This window comes from Gordonia sp. LMA484 (assembly GCF_058129505.1).
On sequence record NZ_CM176700.1, the window covers coordinates 5,941,989 to 5,966,866 of the forward strand.

At 67.2% G+C, this 24,878-nt stretch carries 24 protein-coding genes; 12 read left to right on the forward strand and 12 right to left on the reverse strand.

What is annotated here, in order from left to right; all coding sequences use genetic code 11:
* The first annotated feature begins 1 nt into the window (after position 1).
* The 7 genes from AC4AMJ_RS26395 to AC4AMJ_RS26425 are packed head-to-tail and all read left to right on the forward strand — an operon-like array spanning position 2 to position 7,151.
* A complete protein-coding gene (locus AC4AMJ_RS26395) occupies positions 2-928 on the forward strand; it encodes an ABC transporter permease (protein WP_489898222.1) in 927 nt (308 codons plus the stop codon).
* Between the two features lie 26 nt (positions 929-954).
* A complete protein-coding gene (locus tag AC4AMJ_RS26400; protein ID WP_489898221.1) occupies positions 955-1,953 on the forward strand; it encodes an ABC transporter permease in 999 nt (332 codons plus the stop codon).
* Positions 1,950-2,969: an ABC transporter ATP-binding protein gene (locus tag AC4AMJ_RS26405; RefSeq protein ID WP_489915851.1), complete on the forward strand. Its 1,020-nt coding sequence runs from the start codon at positions 1,950-1,952 to the stop codon at positions 2,967-2,969. Before AC4AMJ_RS26400 ends, AC4AMJ_RS26405 begins: the two co-directional genes overlap by 4 nt.
* A complete protein-coding gene (locus AC4AMJ_RS26410; RefSeq protein ID WP_489915853.1) occupies positions 2,962-4,008 on the forward strand; it encodes an ABC transporter ATP-binding protein in 1,047 nt (348 codons plus the stop codon). The genes AC4AMJ_RS26405 and AC4AMJ_RS26410 overlap by 8 nt, the downstream gene beginning before the upstream one ends.
* A 10-nt stretch (positions 4,009-4,018) precedes the next feature.
* Positions 4,019-4,735, forward strand: a complete 717-nt coding sequence (locus AC4AMJ_RS26415; protein ID WP_489915855.1) for a sulfite exporter TauE/SafE family protein — start codon at positions 4,019-4,021, stop codon at positions 4,733-4,735.
* Positions 4,736-4,794: 59 nt separating this feature from the next.
* Entirely contained in the window at positions 4,795-6,129 is a 1,335-nt protein-coding gene (locus tag AC4AMJ_RS26420) for an enolase C-terminal domain-like protein (RefSeq protein WP_489915857.1), read from the forward strand.
* Positions 6,130-6,170: 41 nt separating this feature from the next.
* Positions 6,171-7,151, forward strand: coding sequence for a 2-hydroxyacid dehydrogenase (locus AC4AMJ_RS26425; RefSeq protein ID WP_489915859.1), 981 nt, complete (start codon positions 6,171-6,173; stop codon positions 7,149-7,151).
* Between the two features lie 2 nt (positions 7,152-7,153).
* Here AC4AMJ_RS26425 and AC4AMJ_RS26430 read toward each other — a convergent pair whose 3' ends face one another.
* Positions 7,154-8,041, reverse strand: coding sequence for a phosphatase PAP2 family protein (locus AC4AMJ_RS26430; RefSeq protein WP_489915861.1), 888 nt, complete (start codon positions 8,039-8,041; stop codon positions 7,154-7,156).
* 154 nt (positions 8,042-8,195) lie between these two features.
* Here AC4AMJ_RS26430 and AC4AMJ_RS26435 point away from each other — a divergent pair, with 154 nt between their 5' ends.
* Positions 8,196-9,308, forward strand: a complete 1,113-nt coding sequence (locus tag AC4AMJ_RS26435; protein WP_489898214.1) for a ferredoxin reductase — start codon at positions 8,196-8,198, stop codon at positions 9,306-9,308.
* Positions 9,309-9,318: 10 nt separating this feature from the next.
* Positions 9,319-10,560: a fatty acid desaturase family protein gene (locus AC4AMJ_RS26440; protein ID WP_489898213.1), complete on the forward strand. Its 1,242-nt coding sequence runs from the start codon at positions 9,319-9,321 to the stop codon at positions 10,558-10,560.
* A 468-nt stretch (positions 10,561-11,028) separates the two neighbouring features.
* Here AC4AMJ_RS26440 and AC4AMJ_RS26445 read toward each other — a convergent pair whose 3' ends face one another.
* The 8 genes from AC4AMJ_RS26445 to AC4AMJ_RS26480 all read right to left on the reverse strand — a co-directional run bounded on the left by AC4AMJ_RS26445 (position 11,029) and on the right by AC4AMJ_RS26480 (position 19,053).
* Positions 11,029-12,279, reverse strand: coding sequence for an HNH endonuclease (locus AC4AMJ_RS26445; protein ID WP_489915863.1), 1,251 nt, complete (start codon positions 12,277-12,279; stop codon positions 11,029-11,031).
* Between the two features lie 565 nt (positions 12,280-12,844).
* Complete coding sequence (locus AC4AMJ_RS26450; protein WP_489898211.1) at positions 12,845-13,606, reverse strand: anti-sigma factor; 762 nt, start codon at positions 13,604-13,606, stop codon at positions 12,845-12,847.
* Complete coding sequence (sigK, locus tag AC4AMJ_RS26455) at positions 13,599-14,171, reverse strand: ECF RNA polymerase sigma factor SigK (RefSeq protein ID WP_489898210.1); 573 nt, start codon at positions 14,169-14,171, stop codon at positions 13,599-13,601. The genes AC4AMJ_RS26450 and sigK overlap by 8 nt, the downstream gene beginning before the upstream one ends.
* Positions 14,172-14,260: 89 nt before the next feature.
* The gene (locus AC4AMJ_RS26460; protein WP_489915865.1) at positions 14,261-15,073 is read right to left on the reverse strand and encodes a DUF1295 domain-containing protein; all 813 of its coding nucleotides are present in this window, start codon (positions 15,071-15,073) and stop codon (positions 14,261-14,263) included.
* Positions 15,070-16,380, reverse strand: a complete 1,311-nt coding sequence (locus AC4AMJ_RS26465) for a class I SAM-dependent methyltransferase (protein WP_489915867.1) — start codon at positions 16,378-16,380, stop codon at positions 15,070-15,072. Before AC4AMJ_RS26465 ends, AC4AMJ_RS26460 begins: the two co-directional genes overlap by 4 nt.
* Positions 16,377-17,222, reverse strand: a complete 846-nt coding sequence (locus tag AC4AMJ_RS26470; protein ID WP_489915869.1) for a DUF1365 domain-containing protein — start codon at positions 17,220-17,222, stop codon at positions 16,377-16,379. Before AC4AMJ_RS26470 ends, AC4AMJ_RS26465 begins: the two co-directional genes overlap by 4 nt.
* Entirely contained in the window at positions 17,219-18,571 is a 1,353-nt protein-coding gene (locus AC4AMJ_RS26475) for an NAD(P)/FAD-dependent oxidoreductase (protein ID WP_489915871.1), read from the reverse strand. Before AC4AMJ_RS26475 ends, AC4AMJ_RS26470 begins: the two co-directional genes overlap by 4 nt.
* 68 nt (positions 18,572-18,639) lie before the next feature.
* Positions 18,640-19,053, reverse strand: coding sequence for a YccF domain-containing protein (locus AC4AMJ_RS26480; protein ID WP_489898205.1), 414 nt, complete (start codon positions 19,051-19,053; stop codon positions 18,640-18,642).
* 101 nt (positions 19,054-19,154) lie between these two features.
* Between AC4AMJ_RS26480 and AC4AMJ_RS26485 the strand changes: the two genes are divergently transcribed.
* Positions 19,155-19,400: a hypothetical protein gene (locus AC4AMJ_RS26485; protein ID WP_489915873.1), complete on the forward strand. Its 246-nt coding sequence runs from the start codon at positions 19,155-19,157 to the stop codon at positions 19,398-19,400.
* A 97-nt stretch (positions 19,401-19,497) separates the two neighbouring features.
* Here AC4AMJ_RS26485 and AC4AMJ_RS26490 read toward each other — a convergent pair whose 3' ends face one another.
* Positions 19,498-20,076 carry a TIGR03086 family metal-binding protein gene (locus tag AC4AMJ_RS26490; RefSeq protein WP_489915875.1) on the reverse strand — a complete coding sequence of 193 codons (579 nt, stop codon included), beginning with the start codon at positions 20,074-20,076 and terminating at the stop codon, positions 19,498-19,500.
* A gap of 37 nt (positions 20,077-20,113) precedes the next feature.
* Between AC4AMJ_RS26490 and AC4AMJ_RS26495 the strand changes: the two genes are divergently transcribed.
* Positions 20,114-20,959 (forward strand): helix-turn-helix domain-containing protein, encoded by an 846-nt coding sequence (locus AC4AMJ_RS26495; RefSeq protein WP_489915877.1) that lies wholly within the window; start codon positions 20,114-20,116, stop codon positions 20,957-20,959.
* 23 nt (positions 20,960-20,982) lie between these two features.
* On the opposite strand, the gene AC4AMJ_RS26500 is transcribed toward AC4AMJ_RS26495, so the two are convergent.
* Entirely contained in the window at positions 20,983-21,549 is a 567-nt protein-coding gene (locus AC4AMJ_RS26500; protein ID WP_489915879.1) for a LemA family protein, read from the reverse strand.
* Positions 21,550-21,619: 70 nt separating this feature from the next.
* A complete protein-coding gene (locus AC4AMJ_RS26505; protein ID WP_489915881.1) occupies positions 21,620-23,425 on the reverse strand; it encodes a DUF2207 domain-containing protein in 1,806 nt (601 codons plus the stop codon).
* 173 nt (positions 23,426-23,598) lie between these two features.
* Between AC4AMJ_RS26505 and AC4AMJ_RS26510 the strand changes: the two genes are divergently transcribed.
* The gene (locus AC4AMJ_RS26510) at positions 23,599-24,873 is read left to right on the forward strand and encodes a GAF domain-containing protein (RefSeq protein ID WP_489915883.1); all 1,275 of its coding nucleotides are present in this window, start codon (positions 23,599-23,601) and stop codon (positions 24,871-24,873) included.
* Positions 24,874-24,878 lie beyond the last annotated feature (5 nt).

Genomic DNA, 24,878 nt, shown 5'->3' on the forward strand with positions numbered 1-24,878 from the left:
GATGCTCACCTTCCTCCGGCGCCGGATGATCACCAGCCTGATCCCGTTGATCATCGTCCTGTTCGGCGTGTTCTTCATGGCCCGACTCACCGGCGATCCCACCAACCTCTACCTACCGGTCTCGGCGACCCCTGACCAGCGGGCTGAGTTCGCCGCGGCCCACGGACTCGACAAGCCGATCTGGCAGCAGATGTTCGACTACCTGTCGGGCGTCATCCACCTCGACTTCGGCGAGTCGCTCAAGACCGGGCAGGAAGCGGCGGGCATGGCGCTCAAGGCCTTCCCGGCCACCCTGCAGCTGGCCTTCTTCACCTTGCTGCTGTCGATCCTCGGTGCGGTCATCATCGGCTGTTGGGCCGCCTACCGGCCCAACTCGCTCGCCGACCGATTCTCCAGCCTGCTCTCTATGACCGCGGCCAGCGTCCCCGACTTCTGGTTCGCCATCACCGGCATCTGGATCTTCGCCGTCGTGCTCGGCTGGCTGCCCACCTCGGGCACCGGTGGTGTGCTGGCCTGGGTGTTGCCGATCGCGACGCTGATGATCCGGCCACTCGGCGTCCTCACCCAGGTGGTGCGCGGGGCGATGGTGTCGGCGTTGTCGGCGCCCTACGTGAAGGTGGCGCGCAGCAAGGGAGCCGGCGATCTGCGGGTGGTCACCCACCATGCGCTGCGTAACGCCGCCGCTCCGGCGCTGACCGTCGCCGGCGACCTCGCCGTCGGACTCATCAACGGCGCGGTGGTGGTGGAAGCGATCTTCGGCTGGCCCGGTATCGGCAAGCTGATGATCGACTCGATCCTGCAACGCGACTTCGCCGTCCTGCAGGCGGCCGTCCTGCTGACCGCCGTCAGCATCTTCATCCTCAACATCGCGATCGACGCGGTACTGGCCCTGCTCGATCCGCGAGTTCGCGACAAGGCAACGGTCTAGGGGACCGGGAACCGAAGGAGCACACCATGTCCATAGTCACCGAACCCCTCGACACCACCAGTCCCGTCGCATCGACCGACCCGATGGGCGACTCGGTCGCCACCCGGAAGGTGCCCTCCGGGCAGATGCCGCTGTGGCGACTGCTGTTGCGCGACAAGTTCGCCACCGTCGCCGCAGCCATCCTGTTCGTCATCCTGCTGGTCGCCGCCTTCGGCCCGTGGCTGGTCGGCAACGCCGCCACCGACCAGAACCTCGACGAATCCAACCTGCCGCCGTTCAGTATCGACACCGGCTGGATGAACATCCTCGGCACCGACCCGCTCGGCCGCAGCATGCTCGCCCGACTGATCGTGGCCTGCCAGACCACTCTGCTGGTCTCGGTACCCGCGGTGATCATCTCCTGCGTCATCGGCTCGGCCATCGGCATGTGGGCCGGCTATCACCGCGGGTGGCGGGAGACCACCGCGATGCGCATCGCCGACATCATCATGAGTTTCCCGTCACTGCTGCTCGCAGTCGTCGTGCTGTTCGTGTTCTCCCCGAGTGCCGCGAACATCGTGGCCGTCTTGGCGATCACCCGCATCCCTATCTATCTCCGTACCGCCCGAGCGGAATCGGCAGAGTTGCAGAGTCGGGTGTTCGTGGATGCGGCAAGGACTTTCGGCGCGAGTAGCGGGCAGATCGTGCGCGGACACGTCCTACCCATCCTGTTGCCGACGCTGCTGACCGTCGCCACGCTCGACTTCTGCTACGTCATGCTGGCCGAATCGTCACTGTCGTTCCTGGGCATCGGTATCCAGCCGCCGGAGATCAGCTGGGGCCTGATGGTCTCGCAAGGCCGTTCCTACCTGCAGACCGCCTGGTGGCTGTCGTTCTTCCCCGGTGTCGCGATCGTCATCACGACAGTGTCGGCGACGATCCTGGCCGCATGGGCCCGCATCGCGACCGACCCCGGCCAGCGGTGGCGCCTGACCACACCCAAGGCCCGCCGGAACCTCTTCTCGTCACGAAAGGCTGTGCGATGAGCGCTCCCATTCTCGACCGGCCCGATGCCCGAGCCGATGACCGTGTCGCACTCGACGTCTCCGATCTGACCGTCGACCTGCGGACCCCCACCGGCACCGTCCGCGCCGTCGACCACGTGTCGTTCGTCGCCCGCCGCGGCGAAACCCTCGCCCTGCTCGGCGAATCCGGATGCGGCAAGTCGATGACGGCGCAGGCGCTGGTCGGTCTGCTCGACCCGATCGCCGACATCTCCGAGGGTTCGATCACCCTCGACGACGTCGACCTGGTGACCGCCAAGGATTCGGTACGCCGGCAGTTGGCCGGCACCGAACTGGCCATCGTGTTCCAGGACGCGCTCACCGCGCTCAACCCGGTGTACCCGGTCGGCACACAGCTGGCCGAGCCGTTCCGTATTCATCGCAAGATGTCGCGGAAGCAGGCGCGGGCCGAGGCCATCGAATTGATGCGCCACGTCGGCATCCCCGAGCCGGAGGCGCGCATCGACTCCTATCCGCACCAGTTCTCCGGCGGCATGCGCCAGCGCCTGCTGATCGCGATGGCCGTGGCGTTGAGCCCGAAGGTGCTGCTCGCCGACGAGCCGACCACCGCGCTCGACGTGACGGTGCAGGCGCAGATCATGGCGCTGCTGCAGCGCCTTCGCGCCGAGCACGACATGGCCGTCGTACTCATCACCCACGACCTCGCTCTCGTCGCCGAGCAGGCCGATCGTGTCGCGATCATGTACGCCGGCAACGTCGTCGAGACCGGACCGGTCGCCGAGGTGTTCGGGAATCCGAAGCATCCCTACACCAAGGGCCTGCTGGACTCGGTGCCGGTCAGCGCCGTGCGCGGGTCCGACCTCAAGTCGATCGGCGGCACCCCACCCGACCTGCATTCCATTCCGTCCGGCTGTGTCTATCAGGCGCGGTGCCCGCTCGCACGAGCGCTCTGCGTCGAGCAGCGTCCGGAACTGACCTCCGTCGGCGACGGCCGCAAGGCCGCCTGCCACTTCTCCGAGGAGACCAGCAATGTCTGAGGCAACACTGACCGATGCACCGGGGTCCGCGAGCACCGAACCCCAGGTCCTCGAGGTCCGCGGCGTCGGCAAGACGTTCACCGTGCCCGGCAAGTCGGGCCGCACACAACTGCGCGCCCTCGACGGCATCGACCTCGACCTGCGTCGCGGCGAAACCCTCGGGCTCGTCGGCGAATCCGGTTGCGGCAAGTCCACTCTCGCCCGCACCCTGATGATGCTCGAACGCCCGGACAACGGCACCGTGCGCTGGGACGGCACCGACCCCTTCCGTCTCAAGGGCAAGGATCTGATGGCGTTGCGCCGCAAGGTGCAGATGGTGTTCCAGGATCCGTATGCGTCACTGAACAATCGGATGAACGCCGCGGAGATCATCGCCGAGCCCTGGCGCACCCACCGGGACCTGTACCCGCGCAAACGGGACCGCGCCGCCCGCGTCCGGGAACTGTTGCATCTCGTCGGTCTGCGGCCCAGCGACGAGCACCGCAGCCCGCAGGAGTTCTCCGGCGGCCAGCGCCAGCGACTCGGCATCGCCCGCGCGTTGGCGCTCAACCCCGAGGTCATCATCTGCGACGAGCCGGTCTCCGCGCTCGACCTGTCGGTGCAGGCACAGGTACTCAACCTGCTCAACGAGCTGCAGCAGGAACTCGGCATCTCCTACATCTTCATCTCGCACGACCTGTCAGTGGTGCGCCACGTCGCCGACCGGGTCGCTGTCATGTACCTCGGCCGGATCGTCGAAACCGGTTGCACCGAATCCGTGTTCGACAATCCCGCACATCCCTACACCGAGGCACTGATGTCGGCGGCGCCCACGCTGGACCCGGCCACACGCCGCGAGCGCATCCTGCTCAGCGGGGAGGTGCCGTCGCCGCTCAACCCGCCGTCGGGCTGCCGATTCCGCACCCGCTGCGCGCACGCCACCGACCTCTGCGCGACCGCGGTCCCGCCGACGGTGACCGATCACGCCGAGGCCGGACACATCGCCGAGTGCTATCACCCGCGAGGTCGCGTCGGGCTCGGCATGCCCGCGGTCGCGTGAGCATTCGAGCGTGAGCGTCGTGGCATTCGCCGTCATCGCCGTCGCCGTCTGCATCGCCTCGTGCATGCAGGCGTCGATCGGTTTCGGCATGGGGATGCTCGCCGCTCCCGTCGTGGCGCTCATCGAGCCCTCGCTGCTGCCGGGCACCCTGATCATGGCCGCAACCGTCGTCACGCTGATGGTGGTGATCCGCGAACGGGAGAGTCTCGACCTGCGTGGTACCGGCTGGGCGTTGATCGGCCGGATTCCCGGGACCATCGCCGGTGCACTGCTGCTGGTGTGGCTACCGACGCGAGGACTGTCGCTGCTGTTGGCGGCGGTCGTGCTCGGTGGCGTCGTGCTCGCCGGCCTCGGCTGGCAGCCGGCACCGGAGAAACGCAACCTCGCGACCGCCGGCGCGGCGTCGGGGCTGCTCGGCACCGCGACGTCGATCGGCGGACCGCCGATGGCACTGGTCCTGTCGGGCGCCGAGAGCGCAGCCGTGCGCAGCAACATGAGCGCGTTCTTCCTGGTGGGCAGCCTCATGTCGGTGGGCGCGCTCGCGGCGACCGGTAACCTGCACCCCGACATCGCCCGCGTGTTCCTGGCCCTGATCCCGGCCGTCGTGCTCGGCTACGTGGCCTCCCGCTTCGTCAACCGGCATCTCGACAAGGACCGGCTGCGGTTCGTGTCGATCGGGATGTCGTGTGTCGGCGCGGTCCTGCTCATCGGTCAACAGCTTCTCTGACAACGGCTCTCGCAGAACTCGCCGGCAGAGCCCAGACAGAACCTCGGAAAGGAAATCCAATGACGACAACGACCCCGGTGGTCACCGAGATGCGCGTGGTGCCGGTTGCCGGCCGAGACAGCATGCTGCTCAACCTCTCCGGCGCCCACGCCCCGTTCTTCACCCGCAACCTGGTGATCCTCACCGACTCCGAGGGCAATCAGGGTGTCGGTGAGGTGCCCGGCGGCGAACCGATCCGCACCACGCTCGAGGACGCCCGTCCGATCGTGGAAGGCCGCGGCATCGGCGACCACAACGCCGTACTCGCCGACATCCGCCGCACGTTCGCCGACCGAGACAAGGGTGGCCGTGGCGACCAGACCTTCGATCAGCGGGTCACCATCCACGCGGTGACCGCCGTCGAGTCGGCGCTGCTCGACCTACTGGGTCAGCATTTGCAGGTGTCGGTCGCCGCGCTGCTCGGCGAGGGCCGGCAACGCGACCGGGTCGCCGCCCTCGGTTACCTCTTCTTCGTCGGCGACCGGACGAAGACCACCCTCGACTACGCCGACGGTGCCGACGAGACCGACGACTGGCTGCGCCTTCGTCATCAGGAGGCGCTCGATGCCGACGGTGTCGTCGCGTTGGCCGAAGCCGCGCAGAAGCGTTATGGTTTTGCCGATTTCAAGCTCAAGGGCGGTGTGCTCTCGCCCGACGAGGAGGCCGACGTGGTCACCGCCCTCGCCGAGCGCTTTCCGACGGCCCGGGTCACGCTCGACCCGAACGGCGGTTGGCTGCTCGAGGAAGCGATCCGGATCGGGCGGCGCCTGCGCGATGTGGTCGCCTATGCCGAGGACCCCGTCGGGCCGGAGGGCCGTTACTCGGGCCGGGAGATGATGGCCGAGTTCAAGCGCGCCACCGGCCTGCCCACGGCCACCAACATGATCGCCACCGACTGGCGGGAACTCGGTCACACCATCCGCACCAACGCCGTCGACATCCCGCTCGCCGACCCGCACTTCTGGACGATGGCGGGTTCGGTCCGGGTGGCGCAGATCTGCGACGCATGGGGCCTGACGTGGGGATCGCACTCCAACAACCACTTCGACGTGTCGTTGGCGATGTTCACCCACGTCGCCGCCGCTGCGCCGGGTGACATCACCGCCATCGACACCCACTGGATCTGGCAGGACGGCCAGCGACTCACCGTCGATCCCTACGAGATCGTCGACGGATATCTCACGGTGCCGGACCGCCCCGGGCTCGGTGTCGAACTCGACATGGACCAGGTCGACGCCGCCCACCGGCTCTACCGTTCCGAGGGACTCGGCGCCCGCGACGACGCGATCGGGATGCAGTTCCTCATCCCGAACTGGTCGTTCGACAGCAAGCGCCCCGCGCTGGTCCGCCGCTGAACGGCCGCGCATGCGGGAATGTGAATGGCGAGGAGGAATACGTGAAGGTTGTTGTCGGAGAGACCAATCTGCTGCCGCACCGGGAACTGTTGATCTCGTTGTTGTTGGCGTCGGACATCGAGCTGTCCTGGCATCAGCGATTCGACGAGGACGCACTGGTGGTGGACCTGGCCGACGCCGACGTCTATGTGGGCGGCCGGGTCACCCCGGCGATGGCGCGGGCGGCCCGTGGACTGCGGCTCGTGCACACCGGCGGCGCCGGAACCGACAAGGTGAGCTTCGATGAACTCGCGCCGGACACGCAGGTGGCCAACACGTTTCACCACGAGGACTCGATCGCTGAATACATCCTTGCTGCAGCCGTCATGCTGCGTCGCGGGCTGCTGACCCAGGATTGCGCCCTGCGTGAGGGGGTCTGGGCGTCGTCGGTCTACCAGCAACAGCTGGCCCAACCTTCGACGATGCGGGGCGCGATGGTCGGCTACGTGGGGTTCGGTCACATCGGCCGGCGGACCGCCGAGTTGCTGGGTGCGCTCGGTGCCCGTGGCTGCGCGGTCACCGGGTCGGGCCGGGTCGGTGATGGCGGCGGACTGGAGTGGCATGCCGACACCGGAGAACTGGGCCGGTTGTGCAAGGAGTCCGATGTCGTCGTCGTGTCCGCGCCGCTGACCGACCGCACGATGGGCATGATCGGTGCGGCCGAACTGGCGCAGCTCGGGCCCGACGGCATACTCATCAATGTCGGACGGGGCCCGCTGGTCGTGGAGCAGGACCTCTACGAGGCCCTCCGTGACGGCGCGATCGGCGGGGCGGCGGTCGACGTCTGGTACCGATATCCGGCCGGCGGCGACACTGCCGCACCGTCCGACCTACCGTTCGGCGAACTCCCCAACCTCCTGATGACGCCACACACGTCCGGTGTCACCCGGGACACCTTCGTCAGCCGGGTGCACGACATCGCCGACAACATCCGGCGTCTCGCCGAGGGTCGGCCGCTCGAACGCGTGGTGTGGCCTGCCTGAGCTCAGGGCGTGGTGGGTGCGAGACTCCGGTGCGGGCGCTGCGTGGGCGGACGCGCCTCCGTTCGTGGGACGGATCGACGGCCGAACCCGATCGGGAGCAGCGCGACCGCCATGACGGTCGCGATGGCTCCGGCGGCCGCGACCTGCGTGATCGTCGGATAGCTGATCGCGACGATGACCGGGGTGGCGACCGAGATCAGCACCGGTGACGCCAGGGTCCAGCGGGGTGGCGTGCGATGTGCTGCCGAGTGCCACGGGTCCGGCAGCAGCACCCCGATCCCGGCGACGAGCAGCGTCGACAGGATCACGTCGCTCGGCCGGTGCCAGCCGGAGGCGACCAGGCCGAACTCGAGGACCGCGGCCCAGGTGCCGCCGACGACGATCACCCCTGGCCGCAGGATCGGCGGCGTTGCGAGCGCCAGCACCACGACGATCGCGGTGACTGCCGCGGCATGACCGCTGGGTGCGGAGTTGGCGGTCTCGGCCACCCATGGGTACAGCATCGGGCGCGTCAGCACGTGATCGCGGAGGAATTGGACGAGCAGGATCATCAGCGGCGCGAATGCCAGGAGCATCCCGGTCGTCGCAACACCATGGCGGGCATCGGTGCGGGACCGGAACCGTCGACACTGGACCAACGTCACCACTGCGACCGCGACCACCAGCCACAGAAGCGGGCTGGTCACGACGTCGATCTGCAGGATGCGCGGCAGATCGTCGACCGGGGCGAGCGTGCGGCACACCTCGAGGAGCCATTGGTCGACTCGTTGGCCCGGAGCGGTTCGCACCGCGGCCCAGAACAAAAGGGCCGCGAGACCGAGAAATGTGACCGCAACCAGCGCAGCGCGTGAGAGGGAGGAGGGGCGCCGCGCCGCGCCGGTTGCGGTCATGGCTCTCACGCTACGGCGCGAATCTGGGAACGTCCTGCGCGAAACCTGAGGACATCTGAGCAACTGGGATCGACGACAACAGAGATTGTCAGATACCTGTCTCGCGACCTAGCTTCTGTGTACAGTCGTGCACAAGGTCTGGGAGGTGTTCCGAATGGATCTACTGAAGTGGAGCAAACGCCCGGCGGCAGGTGTCGAGGCGAAGAAACCCGAGGTCAACATCGTGCGCGGGCTGATTGCCCGGGCCACCACGCCGTTGCTGCCGGACGACTATCTGCACCTGATCAACCCGTTGTGGTCGGCTCGGGAGCTGCGCGGTCGGGTCGTCGAGGTGGTGCGGGAAACCGAGGATTCGGCGACGGTCGTCATCCGGACGGGATGGGGTTTTCCGGATTCGTACAAGGCGGGCCAATACGTCGGCATCGGATTGCAGGTGGGTGGCCGGTGGCACTGGCGCTCGTACTCACTGACGTCGATCGGCGACACGACCGACAAGACCATCGCGATCACGGTGAAGGCCAATCCCGACGGTTTTCTGTCCACTCACCTGGTAGACGGCGTCACCCCGGGAACGGTGATCCGGCTGGCCGCGCCGAAGGGTGATTTTCATCTGCCCGAACCGATGCCCGACAGCGTGCTGTTCCTGACCGCGGGTAGCGGCATCACACCCGTGATGGCGATGCTGCGGTCGTTGAGTTCCCGCAAGTCACTGCCCGACATCGTGCACGTCCATTCGGCGCCGACCCGCGACAACGTCATCTTCCTCGACGAGCTCGAGCAGATGGACACGGAGCTGACGTCGTACAGTCTGCAGTTGCAACTGACGCGCGAGCAGGGCAAGTTCGACATCGATCAACTCGATGCGGAGGTCCCGGACTGGCGTGACCGGTCGTGCTGGGCGTGCGGACCGGTTGCGATGCTCGACAGTGTCGAGGCGCGCTATGCCGAGGAAGGCCTCCGCGACCAACTCCACATCGAGCGGTTCGCCATCGCCCGCACCGACGTCGGGGGCGAAGGCGGCACCGTGACGTTCGCGAAGTCTGACAAGACCGCCGAGATAGATGGCGCCACCACTCTTCTTGAAGCAGGCGAGAAGCTGGGTATCCAGATGCCGTTCGGTTGCCGGATGGGCATCTGCCAGACCTGTGTGGTTCCCCTCGCCGAGGGATACGTGCGCGATCTGCGCAATGGCGAGGAGCACCGCGAAGGTGAACGAATCCAGACGTGCATCAGCAGCGTGTCCGGAGAATGCACACTCGACCTGTAGAGGGGGAGATATGGCGATCACCGATATCGACCGATACGCACATCTGACCGACGCCGACGTCGAGGCGCTCGGGGCGGAACTCGACGCGATACGCCGCGACATCGAAGAAGTCCGGGGGCCTGCGGATGCGCGCTACATTCGGCGCGCGATCACGATTCAGCGAAGTCTGGCTGCCGGCGGCCGTGTCGCGTTGATGTTCAGCAACCGGAAGTCGGCGTGGCTGGCCGGCACCGCGATGCTCTCGCTGGCAAAGATCATCGAGAACATGGAACTCGGACACAACGTGATGCACGGCCAGTGGGACTGGATGAACGATCCGGAGATCCATTCGTCGTCGTGGGAATGGGACACCACATGCCCCAGCGTGCAGTGGAAACACTCCCACAATTTCGTCCACCACAAGTACACGAACATCGTCGGCATGGACGACGACGTGGGCTACGGCATCCTGCGCGTCACGCGTGACCAGCCGTGGGAGTGGTGGAACATCGGCAATCCGATCTACAACCTCACGCTCGGCACATTCTTCGAATATGGTGTGGCGCTACACCATCTGGAGACGGAGAAGCTGCGCAAGAAGGAGAAGTCGTACCGGCAGGCACTCAAGGATCTGCGGATCATCGGACGCAAGGTCGGCAAGCAGGCGGCGAAGGACTACGTGATCTTTCCGGCGCTCGCGGGCCCGAATTGGAAGAGCACCATCGTCGCCAATTTCACGTCCAACATCATCCGTAACTATTGGGCGTACGGCGTGATCTTCTGCGGCCATTTCCCGGACGGTGCCGAGAAGTTCACCGTCGAGGAGTACGAGAACGAGGATCAACCCCGCTGGTATCTACGACAGATGTTGGGATCAGCCAACTTCCGCGCCGGGCCCTTGATGCGCTTCATGAGCGGAAACCTGAGTCACCAGATCGAACATCATCTGTTCCCCGATCTGCCGAGCTACCGGTACGAGGAGATCGGTGTCCGGGTCCGTGAACTGTGCGACAAGTACGACTTGCCCTACACCACGGGATCTCTGGCGAACCAGTATTACCAGTCGTTCCGGACGATCGCGAAGCTCGCGCTGCCGAACGCACTGCTGAAGGCGACGTCCGACGATGCGCCGGAAACGGCGTCGGAGCTGCGCTTTGCGGTGCGTGAGGGTATGCAGAACCACTTCGGGGTCGACCCGGCGACGGGTCGGCGGCGAGGACTGCGAACTGCGTTGCGGGAGCTCAAGAACGCGCCGGTGCAGTCGGCGGCCTAGTCGGCACTCGGGGCTGGACAATCAGGCCCCGGCCCCGGTGTCGCGTACCGCGCACCACTGTGGTCCGGTCTGGGTGACCGGGCTTGGGTGGCCGTCGGGTACGCGACACCGTGTGGTGCCGTGTGTGTTTCACTCTATGGAGTTCTCAAGGATCAGATGCGGTCCCGGCCGGGGGTCGGGTGCGTGGGAAGTCGTTGGGTACGTGGGTTTACGCGCGTCGGGTGGGTCGCTCTTTTGCTGGTCGAGTAGCGGCGAACGAAGTGAGTTGCGTATCGAGACCGGGGTTGGGTGATCTCGATACGGTCCCTCGCCTAGCGGCTCGGAACCTACTCGATCGGCAGGGGGTTCCTCACCTTAGCGGCTCGGAACCTACTCGATCGGCGGAAGAGCGACGGCGGGTCAGTCAGGCTGGTTGGTCGGGTGGGGTCGGCGGTGGTGGTCTGGCGGTTGTGGTCACCGGGTTTCGGTTCAGGCGGCGGTGGGCAGGTTGTCGAGGTTGAGGGTGCGCCGGTTGTGGGCGGGGATTGGACGGCGTTGCGGGTCGACGGATGCCGGCGGGATGAGCCAGGGGTGTTTGTCGAGTCCCATGACGACGTCCCAGCCGTTGTGGTGGACGTCGTGGTGACATGAGGGGCAGAACAGGCAGCCGTTTTCCAGGTAGGTTTTGCCTCCGTCGGCCCAATGTTTGATGTGGTGTGCGTGGCAGCGGGTGGCGGGTGCCCCGCATTTGATGCAGCCCCGATCGCGTTGGTGCAGTGCTCTTCGCAGAGGTGCGGGGAACAGGCGTTTGTCGTGGCTGATGTCGAGGGGGACGGCTTCGTCGTCGACGATCATGGTGGTGATGGTGCCGTCACAGGTCAGGGTGCGCAGGGTGGCTTCGGTGATCGACCCCATGAACTCGAGTTCGGCGTCTGCGGGTCGTTCGGCGGGCACGGTGATCAGGGTTTGGGTGCGCGGTGCGGAGGCGGCATCGCCGCCGCGGGCGGCGATGTCCAGCAACGTTTCTAGCGCGTCGGCTTGGCGACGTTCGGTGGACCGGGCGTCGGGGGAGCCGTCGGGTTCGGGGCGGGGTTTGGCTAGTTCTTCGATGGCGGCGTGGAACTTTTCGCCGACGTCGGTGTTGAGGTCGGCGTGCACTTCGAGCCGTCCGTCGCTGGTCAACGCTTTGGACAGGGTGTTGAGGTTGCGGTCTTCCGAGGCGGGCAGGCCGCCGGTGTCGTCGGCGGCCCGGTTGCCTAACGCGCGGGCGTGTTTGGTGATGTCGGCGGGGGTGGCGCCGGAGAAGAACTGTCCGAGAAGATCTGTCACAAACCTTAGACGCGCTGCGTCGTCGATCGGTTCCGCTGATCTCTTGGCAATATGATCCATCCCTTTGACCACCGCGTCGGCGTGTTCGCTGGAGATCGCGCCGTCGGCGGCGTGGGCGTGCAGGGTGGGCAGGGTGTCGCGGGTGGCGGCGATGCGCTGTAGGCGAGCCGCGACCGCGGGTGCCAGGCCCATCACGATCAAGAGTTCGGTCATTGTGCGGCCGTGGTCTTTCGCTACACCGAGGCGGTCGAGGTGGCCGACCATGATCGCCAGGTGGTGGGCGATCAGGTTGCCCATCACGATCAGTGCCTGGGTCGTGTCGAAGGCCGACCGTTTGGTCAGCTCATCGTGGGCGATGGGTAGGTCACGGAGTGTATCGACAAGCGGTGAGAGTTCCCCCGACGTTCTCATGCCATCCAAGGTATTCGAACTGGCGTTCGATGTCAAGGGGTTTGTGGAGGAAGGTGCAGAGAATTTTTCGGGCGGTCGGGGTTTGTTGGTGTCGTGGCTGAATGGTTGTGTGGCAGGGGATCTCGATACGTCTCCTCGCTGCCGCTCGTCAACTACTCGATCAGCGGGAGGGGTCTCGTCGCGTGCTCGTCGTCTACTCGATCAGCGGGAGGGGTCTCCTCGCGTGCTCGTCGTCTACTCGATCAGCGGGAGGGGTCTCGTCGCGTGCTCGTCGACTACTCGATCAGCGGGAGGGGCCTCCTCGCTGCCGCTCGTCGACTACTCGATCAGCAGAAGGGGCCTCCTCGCTGCCGCTCGTCGACTACTCGATCAGCAGAAGGGGCCTCCTCGCGCGCTCGTCGTCTACTCGATCAGCGGGAGGGGCCGCCTCGCGCGCTCGTCGTCTACTCGATCAGCGGAAGGGCTGCTCGTCGTCAACCGGATCACCCGGAAAGTGTTGGGCGCGCTGGCCGTTGGCCGGCGACCAACACGGAAGATCGCGAGACCACCTGCATGAGAACGCTTCTCAGCTCAGGGGGAGCTCCGCCACGAACGGGCCGGTCGGCTGGGTGGAGCCGCCGGGAGGTTCGACGGTGAAGGCGAGCGAGGTGGCGTCGCCGATGTCCTTGATCACTGCGGTCGTCGACGGTGCGACGTCCTTGTCGGTCATGGTGCCGGCCGAGGTGTCGCCGCTCGGCCCGACGAGCCACATCTGATAGACGGTGCCGGGCTGGGGTGGGGGCACGTCGTTCATCACGAGCACGCCGGCATCAGTCGAGGCCGAGTACGTGACGGTGGCATGACCGGTGGCGACGTCGCCCGACGATGTCCGGACGTCCTTCGCCGAGAAGACCTGTTCGGCAGTCGGCGGTTGGGTGGGCTGCGAACTCGTGGACGAGCCGATGATCCAGCCGACGGCGCCGATCGCGATCGCGACGACAGCTGCGGCGGCCAGGTACACGATCTGGCGACGTCGGTGCAGCGGGGTGACGGTCGCGTCCATCGTCGGCACGGCCGGCGGTGCGGCGTTCTCGGTGATCGCGGAATCGTCGGCCTCGGCCCGTGCGGCGGACAGGACCCGGGAGCGCAATGTCTCCGGCGGTGCCATCGCGGTCGCATGGCTCACGTTCGCCATCGCCTCGCGGGTCGCCGCGACCTGTCGGTTGAATTCCGCGCGGACGGCGGGCGAGGCGGCGTCGACCGCACGGTTCACGTCGGCCAGTTCGTCACCCTCGATCGCGTCGAGGCCGACGGCGGGTGCCAGGTCGAGGAGCTCGTCGTCAGACATCACGATCTCCCAGGCATCGGCGCAGTCGTTTCAATCCGTCGCGGATGCGGGATTTCACCGTCGGCAACGCGACGGACAGGCGATCGGCGACCTCGCGGTAGGTCAGGCCGTGATAGTAGGCGAGGTCGACCGACTGGCGTTGCACATCGGTCAGCGTCTCGAGGCAGCCGACCACGTCGCGGGTGATCTCCCGGGTCTCCACGGCCTCGATGACCTCGTCGAACGTCGAGCGCATGCTCTCCAGGCCGAAGGTGGTGTCCCGACGGGTGGCCGCGGTCTCCGACCGGACACGATCGACGGCACGGCGATGTGCCAGCGTGATCAGCCACGAGAGTGCCGAGCCGGCCTGCGGGTCGAACGAGCCTGCCGACCGCCACACCTGCAGGAATACTTCCTGCGTGGTCTCCTCGCTGTAGCCGGGGTCGCGCAGGACCCGCACCACCATGCCATACACGCGGTCGCTGGTCAGGTCGTAGAAACGTGCGAACGCCTCGGAGTCGCCGGACGCGATCCGGTCGAGCAGGGCCGGTAGCGCGGCCACGTCGGATGCGGAGTCTGCTGTCACCGCGGGCACTCGGTCGTCATCGACGATCAGCCTAACCGGACAAGTCTGACGCCTCAACGGTATGGCCCCGCGCCGCGGCGCGACGAGCGTCATGGCACTGCCTGCCGGGGCGGTCGGGGCAGGAAGTACGACGTCCGCTGCTGATACTCGGGATAGCCGGGTCGGCGACTCATGGATTCCTCGAGCAACCTCGCTCCGGTCGCGTAGACCAGGAAGTAGGTCATGGCGATGGGGGAGAGAATGGTGAGCACTCCCGGCCACGCGCTCGCGGCGATCAGCCACAGTCCCCACCACACGCTGGCGTCGCCGAAATAGTTCGGATGACGGGTCCACGACCACAACCCGCGATCCATGATCTGACCCTTGCTGCCCGGGTCGGCCTTGAACCGGCGCAGCTGCGCATCGCCGACCGCCTCGAACGTCAGTCCCAGAATCCACAGCGCGATGCCGGCGACGAGCACGATGTTCCACCAGCCGTGGGTGGCGCCGACGACCGCCGACACCTGGATCGGCAACGACACGAACCACTGCGAAATGCCCTGGGTGGCAAAGATCTTGCGTGCGACGACGACCAGACCGGAACCGCCCGAGCGGTCCAGCAGTTCGGTGTAGCGCGGGTCCTCGCCCTTGCCGAGGGACTTGACGTACATGTGCCAGGTCAACCGGAGCCCCCACGCCGTGACCAACACGGCCAGCAGCCAGCGGCGCACCGGGTCGCCGGGGCCGAGGATCAGCGACAGCACGGCGATACCGACGAACCCGAGTCCCCAGGCCACGTCGACGACGTTGTACCGGCCGATCCGATGACCGACCGCCATCGTCACGGCGTGGAGAACGAGAAGGAACAGCAGCGACGCTCCGGTGATGACACCGAAGGCGGCCCACCCATGTACGTCGATCATCGGGCTGCGCGGTGGTGCTGCGCCGGTTCGCGGGTGAAGACAAGCTGGTGGACGTCGAGGTAGCCGGACCGGAATCCGGCCTCGGAGTACGCGAGGTAGAACTCCCACATCCGCATGAAGGTGCTGTCGAAACCGAGCTCGGCCACGCGGTCGTGACTGCCGACGAACCGCTCGCGCCACAGCCGAAGGGTCTCGGCATAATGACGCCCCATCGCGTGGACGTCGGCCAGCCGGAGGTCGGTATGGCGGCGGGTCACCGCGTCGAGCGCACGCAACGAGGTCAGCTGGCCGCCCGGAAAGATGTATTTGTGCACCCAGGTGTAGGTGTTGCGGGAGGCGGCCATCCGGTCGTGCGGCATCGTGATCGCCTGGATCGCCACCCGGCCGCCGGGCGCCAGCACCCGATCGATGGTCTCGAAGTAGATCGGCCAGTACTTCTCGCCGACGGCCTCGATCATCTCGACCGACACGACGGCGTCGTACTCGCCGTCGACCTGACGGTAGTCGAGCAGATCGATGGTGACGCGATCGGCGAACCCGGCCTCGGCGACCCGCTGCCGCGCGAGCTGTTGCTGCTCCACCGACAGGGTCACCGAGCGGACCGTGGCACCCCGTGCGGCCGCCCGCAGGCAGAGCTCACCCCACCCGGTGCCGATCTCCAGCACCCGGCTGCCCGGCCCGACCCGAGCGAGGTCGAGGAGGCGGTCGATCTTGCGGTGCTGCGCGTCGGCGAGATCCGACCACGGCGGCCGCGTCCCGGGCGCGAGGTTGTCGAACAGCGCGCTCGAGTAGGTCATCGTCTCGTCGAGGAAGGTGGCGAAGAGGTCGTTCGAGAGGTCGTAGTGCCGCGCGATGTTGGAGCGAGTGTTGGCGGTGGTGTTCTCCTCGGAGCGGGGCTGGCTCGGCAACACCGCAGCCCGCAGCACCTGCAGCGGGCGGGGGATCAGGTGTGCCATCCGCGCCGCGAACGGGGTGAGGGCGCCGACGAGATCGTCGGTGGTCCAGTCGCCGGCCATGAAGGCCTCGCCGAATCCGATCAGTCCGTCGGCGCCGACGCGGCGCGCGAACGAGTCGGGCCGGCGGATGATCATGCGGGGCTGGACGTCGGAGCTGCGCTTGCCGGACAGTGCGCCGTCGGGGAATTCGACCCGAACGTCGACCCGCCGTGAAGCATGCCGGAACAGCCACGCGGCCACCGAGCCACGCAGACCGACGGTCGGTCCCGCGGGCACGCGCGCAACGTCGGGCCAACGCGCGGCCTCGTCGGAGGGATAGTCGTTGGGGAAGTTGCGAATCGGGGCGTTCATCGTCGTTCCTTCCGGTCGGCTGAACCGCGGGAGATGGTGATGGTCTGGTCGTGGCCGGGTCGGCCCGCAACGGGGAGTCGCTTGAGCCACAGTCGGATTCCGTGCCAGCGGATGCGTGCTGCCACGACGAGTGGGGCCAGCGGGGTCCGGAGTTGCGTGGTGAGGATGGCGGTCGGTCGCGCGGGGCGGGCCTGCCCCGACAGTGCCGCGATGAACGGCCCCTGTCCGGGCCGCTCGAGCGTCACCGACACCGCGACCCGCCCGTCGGCCGTGGGTGGCGGGACCCGCAAGCGGTACGAGCCGCTGACATCGTTGAACGGCGAGACGTAGAACTCCTTGTCCACCTGGGCCTGTCCGCGCTGGTCGGGGTGGACGACATAGGTGTGGCGCTGGCCATAGGTGTTGTGCACCTCGGCGATGACGCAGGCGAGCGTCCCGTCGCGGTGGTGGCACCAGAACACGCTCAACGGGTTGAACACGTAGCCGGCGACCCGCGGGGAGAGCAGCGCGATGATGCGGCCGTCCGGCACCGTCCCGCCGGCGGACGTCAGGTGAGTGGTCAGGCGATCACGCAGGCTCTGCGCGGTCTCGGCGGGGCCTGGGAAATGGTCGGCCGCATCGAAGCGGGCGAAGGGACGCAACGGCATCGGGGGTGTGGGCAGGTCGTCGATGTCGACAAGCCACGATGCGCTGCGATACACGAACGAGTGACGGACCGGTGTGGTACGAACGTGCGAGATCCGGGTCGCGACCACTGCGGGTGTGGGGTAGTGCGTGGCCGTGGCCTGCGCCGGGTCGTCGATCGGCGCCCGCGTGCTGGCCCGTTGCGTCGTGTAGGTCATGCCGTCACCTGGGTTGCGGGTGTCTGCCAGGGTGCTCCGAGACGTGCGGCGGCGCGGGCACCGGACAACGCACCGTCCTCGTGGAACCCCCACCCATGGTAGGCGCCCGCGAAGCGGATGGCATCGGTCTCCGCGTCGGGTAGGAGAGCTTGGGCGGCAACCGATTCGGTGGTGTAGACGGGGTGCTCATAGGTCATCTCGGCGATGACCGACGATGCGTCGACGAGGTCGGTGCGTCCGAGGGTCACCAGCATCCGCGGTTCAGTGGTGGGTAGCCGCATCAGCCGGGTCATGTCGTAGGTGACCGCGACGCCGGACCCGTCCAGCACACCGGACCCGTTCGCGGGGTGGTGATCGCGGGGCCCGTCGTCGCGGATCTGGTAGTTCCACGATGCCCAGGCACGGCGAGCACGCGGCAGCAACGAGGTATCTGTGTGCAGCACAGCCTGTTTGGTGCAGTACGGAATGGCGGAGAGCGCGCGGTGCTGCGCCGGCGTGGAAGCGTCGAGCATGGCCAACGCCTGATGGGGATGTGTGGCCACCACGACGGCGTCGAAGTGTGCGGTGCCGACGCCGTCGGCGACGATCTCGACACCGTGACCGTCGCGGCGCTCGGAGATCGACCGAACCGGCGCACTGCGATGCACCGCGCCGCCGGACCGGACCACGCCGTCGGCGATCTTCTCCACGTAGCGTGCCGAGCCACCGACCACCGTCCGCCAGGTGGGTGAGCCGAACACGGACAACATGCCGTGGTGGTCGAGGAAGGTGAACAGGTAGCGGGCCGGATACTCGGCGGCGACCTCGTCATCGCACGACCACACGGCCGCGACGAGCGGTAGCAGGAAGTTGTCGACGAAGTAGGTGGAGAAGCCCTCGCGGGCGACGAATTCGGCCAGTGGCTCGTCGGAATCCGGGTCGTCGAGCAGGCGCCGCGCCGCCCGATGGAACCGGGCGACCTCGGCGAGCATCCGCAGGTAACGGCCACGGGTGAGGGTGCGGGCGGTCGGGAACAGTCCGCTCAGTCCGCGCGCGCCCGCGTACTCGAGTCCGGTGATCTCCGATCGGATCGACATCGACATGTCGGTGTCCTGGGTGTCCACGCCGAGTTCGTCGAAGATCCGCAGGAGTGTCGGGTACGTGCGGTCGTTGTGGACGATGAAACCGGTGTCGACCGACAGGACCTGACCGTCGGGCATGGTGACGTCATGGGTGTGGGCGTGACCGCCGAGGCGGTCGTCCGCCTCGAACAGGGTCACCTGGAACTGATCGGCGAGTAGGTGTGCGGCGGTCAGGCCGGAGACACCGCTGCCGATGACCGCCACCGACCGGGACGAGGAATCGCTCATGTCCGGTGTTCGGAACCGGAACCCGATCGGATGGGTCTGGTCAGGCGGTTTGCGTCACACCGGGTCGATCACATGCGCGGCGCGGGGGCCGGTCCGCCGGGCATGTATTCGTCGGTGGAGACGATCTGCGCGCCGAGCGGCAGCAGGGACACCGGCACCATCTTGAAGCTGGCGATACCCAGCGGGATACCGATGATGGTGATGCACATGGCGATGCCGGTCACGATGTGCCCGATTGCCAGCCAGATCCCGGCGAGAACCAGCCAGATGATGTTGCCGATGAGCGACATCGCCCCGGCGGTCGGTTTGCGGACAACGGTCCGGCCGAACGGCCACAGCGCATAGTTGGCCATGCGGAAGGACGCGATGCCGAACGGAATGGTGATGATCAGGATGCAGCAGATGATGCCCGCGACCGCATAGCCGATGGCCAGCCACACTCCGCACAGCAGTAGCCAGATCACGTTGAGGACCGTTTTCATGTCGTCCATTGTCCGCCACCCGCAGGGCGCGCGTCGAGGATCCGTGTCGGCACTGCGACGTGTCACTGCGACGCGCGGGCGATCGTGGTTACCCTGACGCCATGTCGGATCGGGGACGCGAAGCCGTGTGGGCGGTGCTGACCACCCTGGTGCTGGTGGTGCGGTTGCTCGCGACCATCGCCCTGGTGCTGCTCGCGATCGGTTGGGTGATCGTCGCCGTGCGCGACTCGTTGAACAACGACTTCCTCTGGCCGGCGGTGATCGCCGGTGTGGTGCTGCTGGTCAGTACCTATCTGTACAGCTTCCTGCGCGCCCGGTACCCGCGGCGCAACGGGTGGATTCCGTAGCGGCACGCTGAAAACAACCCATAGGGCACGCTGAAAACAACCCTGCTGGGACGCGCTGTCGGCGATGCGCCGACGATGCCCGGCTGTCGGGCGGTTTTCAGGGACGGTCTGCGGTGAGGGGGCGACGTCCCAGCCGCGCGAGCAACCGGGTCTGGCGGTCGGCGTCGGCGGGTGCCGTGACACCGTCCTTGCAGACGCCGTCGGCGTAGAGAGTCGGCCCGAAACCGTCTGCGGCCGTTTCCATCACGTCGAGCTCGTCGTCGGTGAACCGCACCTCGTCGCCCGCCGCGGTCGCCACGTCCCAGCGGTGCGCGATCATGTCGAAACCGTAGAAGCGCATGAGGGTTTCGCCGATCGTGGTCGGTCCGAAGTGACCGTCGAACGATTTGTCGCCGACGGCGGGGTCGGCCAGGAGCTGCGCCACGCGAGTGCTGTGGCTGCGCCACGCGGCGGCCGGGTCGTCGAGGTCGGGTTCGTCGCCGAGATCGATGTCGTGGCGGGCGAAGAATTCCCGTTGGGTGCCGAGGACGTGGCCGACGACGTCTCGGGCGGTCCACCCGTCGCACGGGGACGGGGCCGCCCACGCGTCGGCCGGAACGACGTCGAGAACCGCCGCGAAGCCGTCGGCGAGAGCGCGGTAGCGGGTCGCGAGATCGGTGTCAGAAGAAGCAGTCATGATGGAAACCTATCGAGACCGACCGAGACGGGGATTGATGAAATCCGACAGATCCGGGGATCAGGCGGGTACGCGCGCCGACGACGTGGAACGCGCCCATCTCGTCGACCCGGCCGACACGTCGTTCACCATCGGCCGCTGGGCGCCGTCGCCCGACCTCACCGATCTGATCAGGCGTTTCTGGGTGCCCACCTGGTCGGTGCCGCCCGGTCGGGTGGCACCTCAGCGGGTCCTGCAGTATCCGGTCTGCCTCGTGGTGATCACCGCCGAGTATTCGCGGTTCTACGGCGTGAACACCGGGCTGTCGGAGACCGAGCTGACCGGGTCGGGCTGGGCGATCGGCACCATGTTGGCGCCCGCCGCGGGTGGCCTCCTCACCGGAACGGCGGTGGCCGACTGGACCGACCGATTCGCCGACCTGGCACAGGTCACCGGACCGGCCGGCGCGACGCTCACCTCCCGCGTGCGGGCCACGATGATGCCCGACCCGCAGGACACGACACGTCAGCACGAGGCGACCGACCTGGTCGAGGCATGGCTACGCGATCACCTGCCGGTCGACGACGACGGTCTGCTGATCAACGCGATCGTCGAGTACGTCGAGTCGGACTCGTCGGTCACCTCGGTGCCGCAGATCTGCGACCGTTTCCACGTCACCGAACGCAGCCTGCAGCGGCTCACCCGACGGCGTCTGGGCCTGACGCCCAAGTGGCTCATCCAGCGGCGCCGTCTGCACGAGGCGGCCGAGCGTCTGCGCGAGTCCGGCAGCACCCTCGCGACGATCGCCGCCGAACTCGGCTACGCCGACGAGGCGCACCTCGTGCGGGACTTCCGCACCGTGACGGGGATGACCCCGGGAAGTTTCGCCGCGCGCTTCGACTGAGACTCGAACCGGACCGTCCCAGGTCAGAACTGCACCTGCGGCGGCTGCTGGTGTCCCTCGGGTGCGCGGTAGAACTCGCGAGCCTTCACACCGGCCCACGCGCTGAAGAACATCCACGGAATCGTGTGCACCAGATTGTTGAGCCGGGCGACCGCATCGTTGTAGTACTGCCGGGCGAACGAAAGCTTGTTCTCGGTGGCGGACAGTTCGTTCTGGAGTTGGGTGAAGTTCGTCGACGCCTTGAGATCCGGGTAGTTCTCGGCAACGGCGAACAGCCGGCCCAATGCGCCGTCGAGCCGGGCGTCGGCAGCCGATCGATCCTGTACCGAGCCGCCCTGCGCGGCCTGTCGTAGCCCCGCGCGGGCCGCGGTCACCTCCTCGAACACCTCTCGTTCGTGGGTGGCGTAACCCTTGACGGTGTTCACCAGGTTCGGGATGAGATCGGCCCGACGGGTCAGCTGGACGTCGATACCGCCGAGCGCTTCCTGGGCGGTGATGTCGGCGCGACGGAGCTTGTTGAATCCGATCACACCGAACCCGATCACCGCGATGATGAGCACCACGACGATGATGAGGATGATCAGGGCCATGGGATTGGTGCCTTTCTGCAGGTTTCGGTCATCGGAGAAACAGTTGGCAGGTGCATCGCAGCTCGGTCGGTCACCACGAGCCGCCTCCGCCCCCGCCGCCGCCGCTGAATCCGCCGCCACCGCCGCCGCCGGAGGACGATGATCGCTGGCTCGCGGAGTACGCGGACAACGACGAGGAGAGGCTGGACTCGAAGCTGTCGATGCCACCGGCGCCGAACAGGCCCGGCGACCCGGAGCCGTAGCCGCCGGTACCGACGAACCAGATCGGCGTGGGCGGTTCGGTACCCATTGCGGTGCGGTACTTCTCGGCCCACTTGTCGGCACACCCGAAAGCAACGGCGTACGGGATGTAGCTGGTGTAGAGGTCCTGCCGCGCGCTGAAGTCGAGACGCTGCTCGTTCGATGTCGTCGACAGCAAGCGTTCGAATCCTCCGGCACGTGACCAGATGTCACGACCCAGCAGCGTTCGGCGAGTACCCACGCCGGTGGTGAACAGGCCTGCGCCGCCGATCGCGAACGCCGCGATCGGCAGGACGCACAGGGAGAACGGCAGCCACCGCGTGATGAACAGGACCGCCGCGACGACGAACGCCAGCAGCACCGCGAGCCGTCCGACCTGTTCGAAACCGCTACGGGTCACGGCACCCGACGATTGTGCCCACGCCTTGGCCGCCGCAGTGATCTCGTCCTGCGCGGACTTGAGCTTCTTGCCGGCGCTGACCGAGCCGTCGGCCTCGAACGACCGATTGGTGCCTCGTATGCCGAGCGCGGTCGCCAGGGCGTCGGTCACCGGATCGGTGCGGGCCCAGTCGTCGCCGGACACCTGTGAGGAGATCGTCCAGTCCTCACCGTGCCGCGCGAGGGTGACCAGGCCGGAGTCCGCCATGTGCAGCAGCGTCGCGGCGAGGGCCTTCGACGGCATCGCCTCCCGGGTCACGTAGTAGGTCTGCACCGGACCGAGGCGCGCCGTGATGTCTGCCGGGTCGGCCGGCGGCTCGTACATGACGGGGAGCAGTGGGATCTCCTCGCGGGAGCGCAGCGCCCAGAGCAATCCGAGGGTGAAGGTGACGGCGGAGAGGATGATCAACACGATCGCCGCCGGGACCGAGCGGCCGAGAAGGGGATCCAACGCCGGAGCCCACGGCAGTGTGGTGCGGTCGGGTGCCGCGATGGGTAGATCGGCGCGGATCGCGACGCCGGTGGACGGTTCGAGTAGGCCCGTCGTGATGGTGCGGGAGTTCTGTCCATTGGAGGTGATCTGGCAGGGAGTTCCGTCGCCGGTGGAGCACGATGTCGAGACCGGGTCGGCGGGCAGGTTGACCGTCGTCGAACTCTTCAGGATCGTCATCTGCCACCCGTCGGCGACGACGCGCCAACTGAATCTCGACGATGCCGCACCGCTCCAGCTCGACGAGGAGTTCTGCCCGTCGGGTGTGCCGGACGCCGGCGCGAGCACGCCGTCGATGACGTAGCTGATGCGGTAGACGTGTTGGCCCGCCGACAGAAAGGTGTCGGGGTCGCCGATCTTCGCGACTCGGAATCGTTTGCCCTTCTGCCAGCTCATGTCGACCGGCACGCCGCCGTCGTCGAGGCTGACCTGGACGTCTTCGGGGAGGTAGCGGACCGAGGAGTCGGTGGCGTCGGTGACGTCCCAGAAGCGGAAGATGCCGTGCCGCCCGGCCGGGAAATCGGCGGTGATCACCTCGGTGGCCGTCATGTGGCCTTGAGCGGACACATCGTAGGTCGCCCGATAGTCGGTGATGGTCACCGGATCGGCGCCCACGGTCTCGGTCGATCCCGGGAACAGCGACACGGGCAGGAGCAGACCGATGATGGTCAGCACGAGAACCGCGATCGACCACAGCGCGCGCTTCACGAGCGAAGCGTAGACGATCTGTGGTGGTCAGGCCGGGTTCTGGGGCCATTCGCGGCCGGTCACGCACGATCAGTCGAGACGGGGCGCGCTAACCTGGCATGAACAAGTGCTGTTATTCGCATCACGGTGAGGTGCGCGCACTTGGCGAACGCTGCCCGAACGACGGAGGACGTATGACCGATTCTGCCTCGGCGTCCCGTGTCCGTCGGGCCTACGAGGACTTTCTCTCGGGCATCACACCGTCCGACGACTCGGTTCGATCGGTCGTGCGGGAATCCTGGGCCCGCTCGGTCAGCAAGGGCGTCGATCCAGGAGACGCCGTGCCCGAGAACAGCGCGGCGACGATGACCGCGGTCGAGTTCGCCGCGTACCGCGATGCGCATCCGATCACCGCCGTACGGCCGCTGGTGCAGTCCCTCATGCTCGACGATATCGCCGACACCGGCGTCGTCGTCGCGCTGACCGACCAGGTGGGCCGCCTGCTGTGGGTCGAGGGTGCCACCGATGCGCGGGACAAGGCGGCGCACATCAATTTCGTCGAGGGCTCGATGTGGAGCGAGGAATTGGTCGGCACGAACGCGCCCGGCCTCGCGCTCGCCGTCGACCGCGGCGTGCAGGTCGTCGGACCCGAACATTTCGCCGGCCCGGTGCAGCAGTGGAGCTGCGCGGCCGCACCCGTGCACGACCCGATGACCGGTCACGTCATCGGCGTCATCGATGTCACCGGCGGCCGCGAGGTGGCGGCACCGTTCGCGCTGGCGGCGGTTCGGTCGGTGGTGGCCGCGGTGGAGCGTGAACTGCAATCCAAGGCCGTCGATCTCGCCGATCCCGCCACCTTCACCGCGCCGGGTGGTGCTCGCCTGACGGTACTGGGTGGCAGCACGTATCGGTGGCGGCGCGACGGTGACGCCCTGGGCGAACGGACGATGTCACGACGGCATGCGGAGATCCTCCTGCTGTTGCAGGCTTATCCGGAGGGTCTCAACACCGAACAGCTTGCCCTGATGCTCGCCGAGAACGGCATCGACCCGGTCACTGTTCGTGCCGAGATATCCAGGCTCCGTAGGGATCTGGGCAATGATGTGGTGGCCTCCCGGCCCTACCGGTTGACCGTCGATCTGGTGTCCGACGTGTCCGAGATCCGCGATCGGGTGGCGCGTGGCGAGGACCTGGCAGCGGTGATCGAGCTCCTGGGTCGTGGCGGGTTGCTGGCCGAGTCGTCGGCGCCCGGCGTCACCGAGATGTTCGAGGAGATCCGCGAAGACGTTCGCTCCCGGGTGATCTCGGCGGGTGAGATCGGGGCGTTGCGGAAATGGACGTCGTCCGTGCATGGTCGCGACGACCTGGTCGCGTGGCGGCGCCTCGAACACCGGCTTGCGCCCGGAGATCCTGACCGTGCCGTCGTCGGCGGTCGAATCAGGTTGCTGGACAAGCGGTACGGGGTCTAGGTCGC

Bases quoted from the DNA above. Each gene is read 5' to 3' on its own strand.
- AC4AMJ_RS26395 (WP_489898222.1), top strand. From the start codon at position 2: ATGCTCACCTTCCTCCGGCGCCGGATGATCACCAGCCTGATCCCGTTG.
- AC4AMJ_RS26400 (WP_489898221.1), top strand. From the start codon at position 955: ATGTCCATAGTCACCGAACCCCTCGACACCACCAGTCCCGTCGCATCG.
- AC4AMJ_RS26405 (WP_489915851.1), top strand. From the start codon at position 1,950: ATGAGCGCTCCCATTCTCGACCGGCCCGATGCCCGAGCCGATGACCGT.
- AC4AMJ_RS26410 (WP_489915853.1), top strand. From the start codon at position 2,962: ATGTCTGAGGCAACACTGACCGATGCACCGGGGTCCGCGAGCACCGAA.
- AC4AMJ_RS26420 (WP_489915857.1), top strand. From the start codon at position 4,795: ATGACGACAACGACCCCGGTGGTCACCGAGATGCGCGTGGTGCCGGTT.
- AC4AMJ_RS26430 (WP_489915861.1), bottom strand. From the start codon at position 8,041: ATGACCGCAACCGGCGCGGCGCGGCGCCCCTCCTCCCTCTCACGCGCT.
- AC4AMJ_RS26435 (WP_489898214.1), top strand. From the start codon at position 8,196: ATGGATCTACTGAAGTGGAGCAAACGCCCGGCGGCAGGTGTCGAGGCG.
- AC4AMJ_RS26440 (WP_489898213.1), top strand. From the start codon at position 9,319: ATGGCGATCACCGATATCGACCGATACGCACATCTGACCGACGCCGAC.
- AC4AMJ_RS26445 (WP_489915863.1), bottom strand. From the start codon at position 12,279: ATGAGAACGTCGGGGGAACTCTCACCGCTTGTCGATACACTCCGTGAC.
- AC4AMJ_RS26450 (WP_489898211.1), bottom strand. From the start codon at position 13,606: ATGTCTGACGACGAGCTCCTCGACCTGGCACCCGCCGTCGGCCTCGAC.
- AC4AMJ_RS26460 (WP_489915865.1), bottom strand. From the start codon at position 15,073: ATGATCGACGTACATGGGTGGGCCGCCTTCGGTGTCATCACCGGAGCG.
- AC4AMJ_RS26465 (WP_489915867.1), bottom strand. From the start codon at position 16,380: ATGAACGCCCCGATTCGCAACTTCCCCAACGACTATCCCTCCGACGAG.
- AC4AMJ_RS26470 (WP_489915869.1), bottom strand. From the start codon at position 17,222: ATGACCTACACGACGCAACGGGCCAGCACGCGGGCGCCGATCGACGAC.
- AC4AMJ_RS26475 (WP_489915871.1), bottom strand. From the start codon at position 18,571: ATGAGCGATTCCTCGTCCCGGTCGGTGGCGGTCATCGGCAGCGGTGTC.
- AC4AMJ_RS26480 (WP_489898205.1), bottom strand. From the start codon at position 19,053: ATGAAAACGGTCCTCAACGTGATCTGGCTACTGCTGTGCGGAGTGTGG.
- AC4AMJ_RS26485 (WP_489915873.1), top strand. From the start codon at position 19,155: ATGTCGGATCGGGGACGCGAAGCCGTGTGGGCGGTGCTGACCACCCTG.
- AC4AMJ_RS26490 (WP_489915875.1), bottom strand. From the start codon at position 20,076: ATGACTGCTTCTTCTGACACCGATCTCGCGACCCGCTACCGCGCTCTC.
- AC4AMJ_RS26495 (WP_489915877.1), top strand. From the start codon at position 20,114: ATGAAATCCGACAGATCCGGGGATCAGGCGGGTACGCGCGCCGACGAC.
- AC4AMJ_RS26500 (WP_489915879.1), bottom strand. From the start codon at position 21,549: ATGGCCCTGATCATCCTCATCATCGTCGTGGTGCTCATCATCGCGGTG.
- AC4AMJ_RS26510 (WP_489915883.1), top strand. From the start codon at position 23,599: ATGACCGATTCTGCCTCGGCGTCCCGTGTCCGTCGGGCCTACGAGGAC.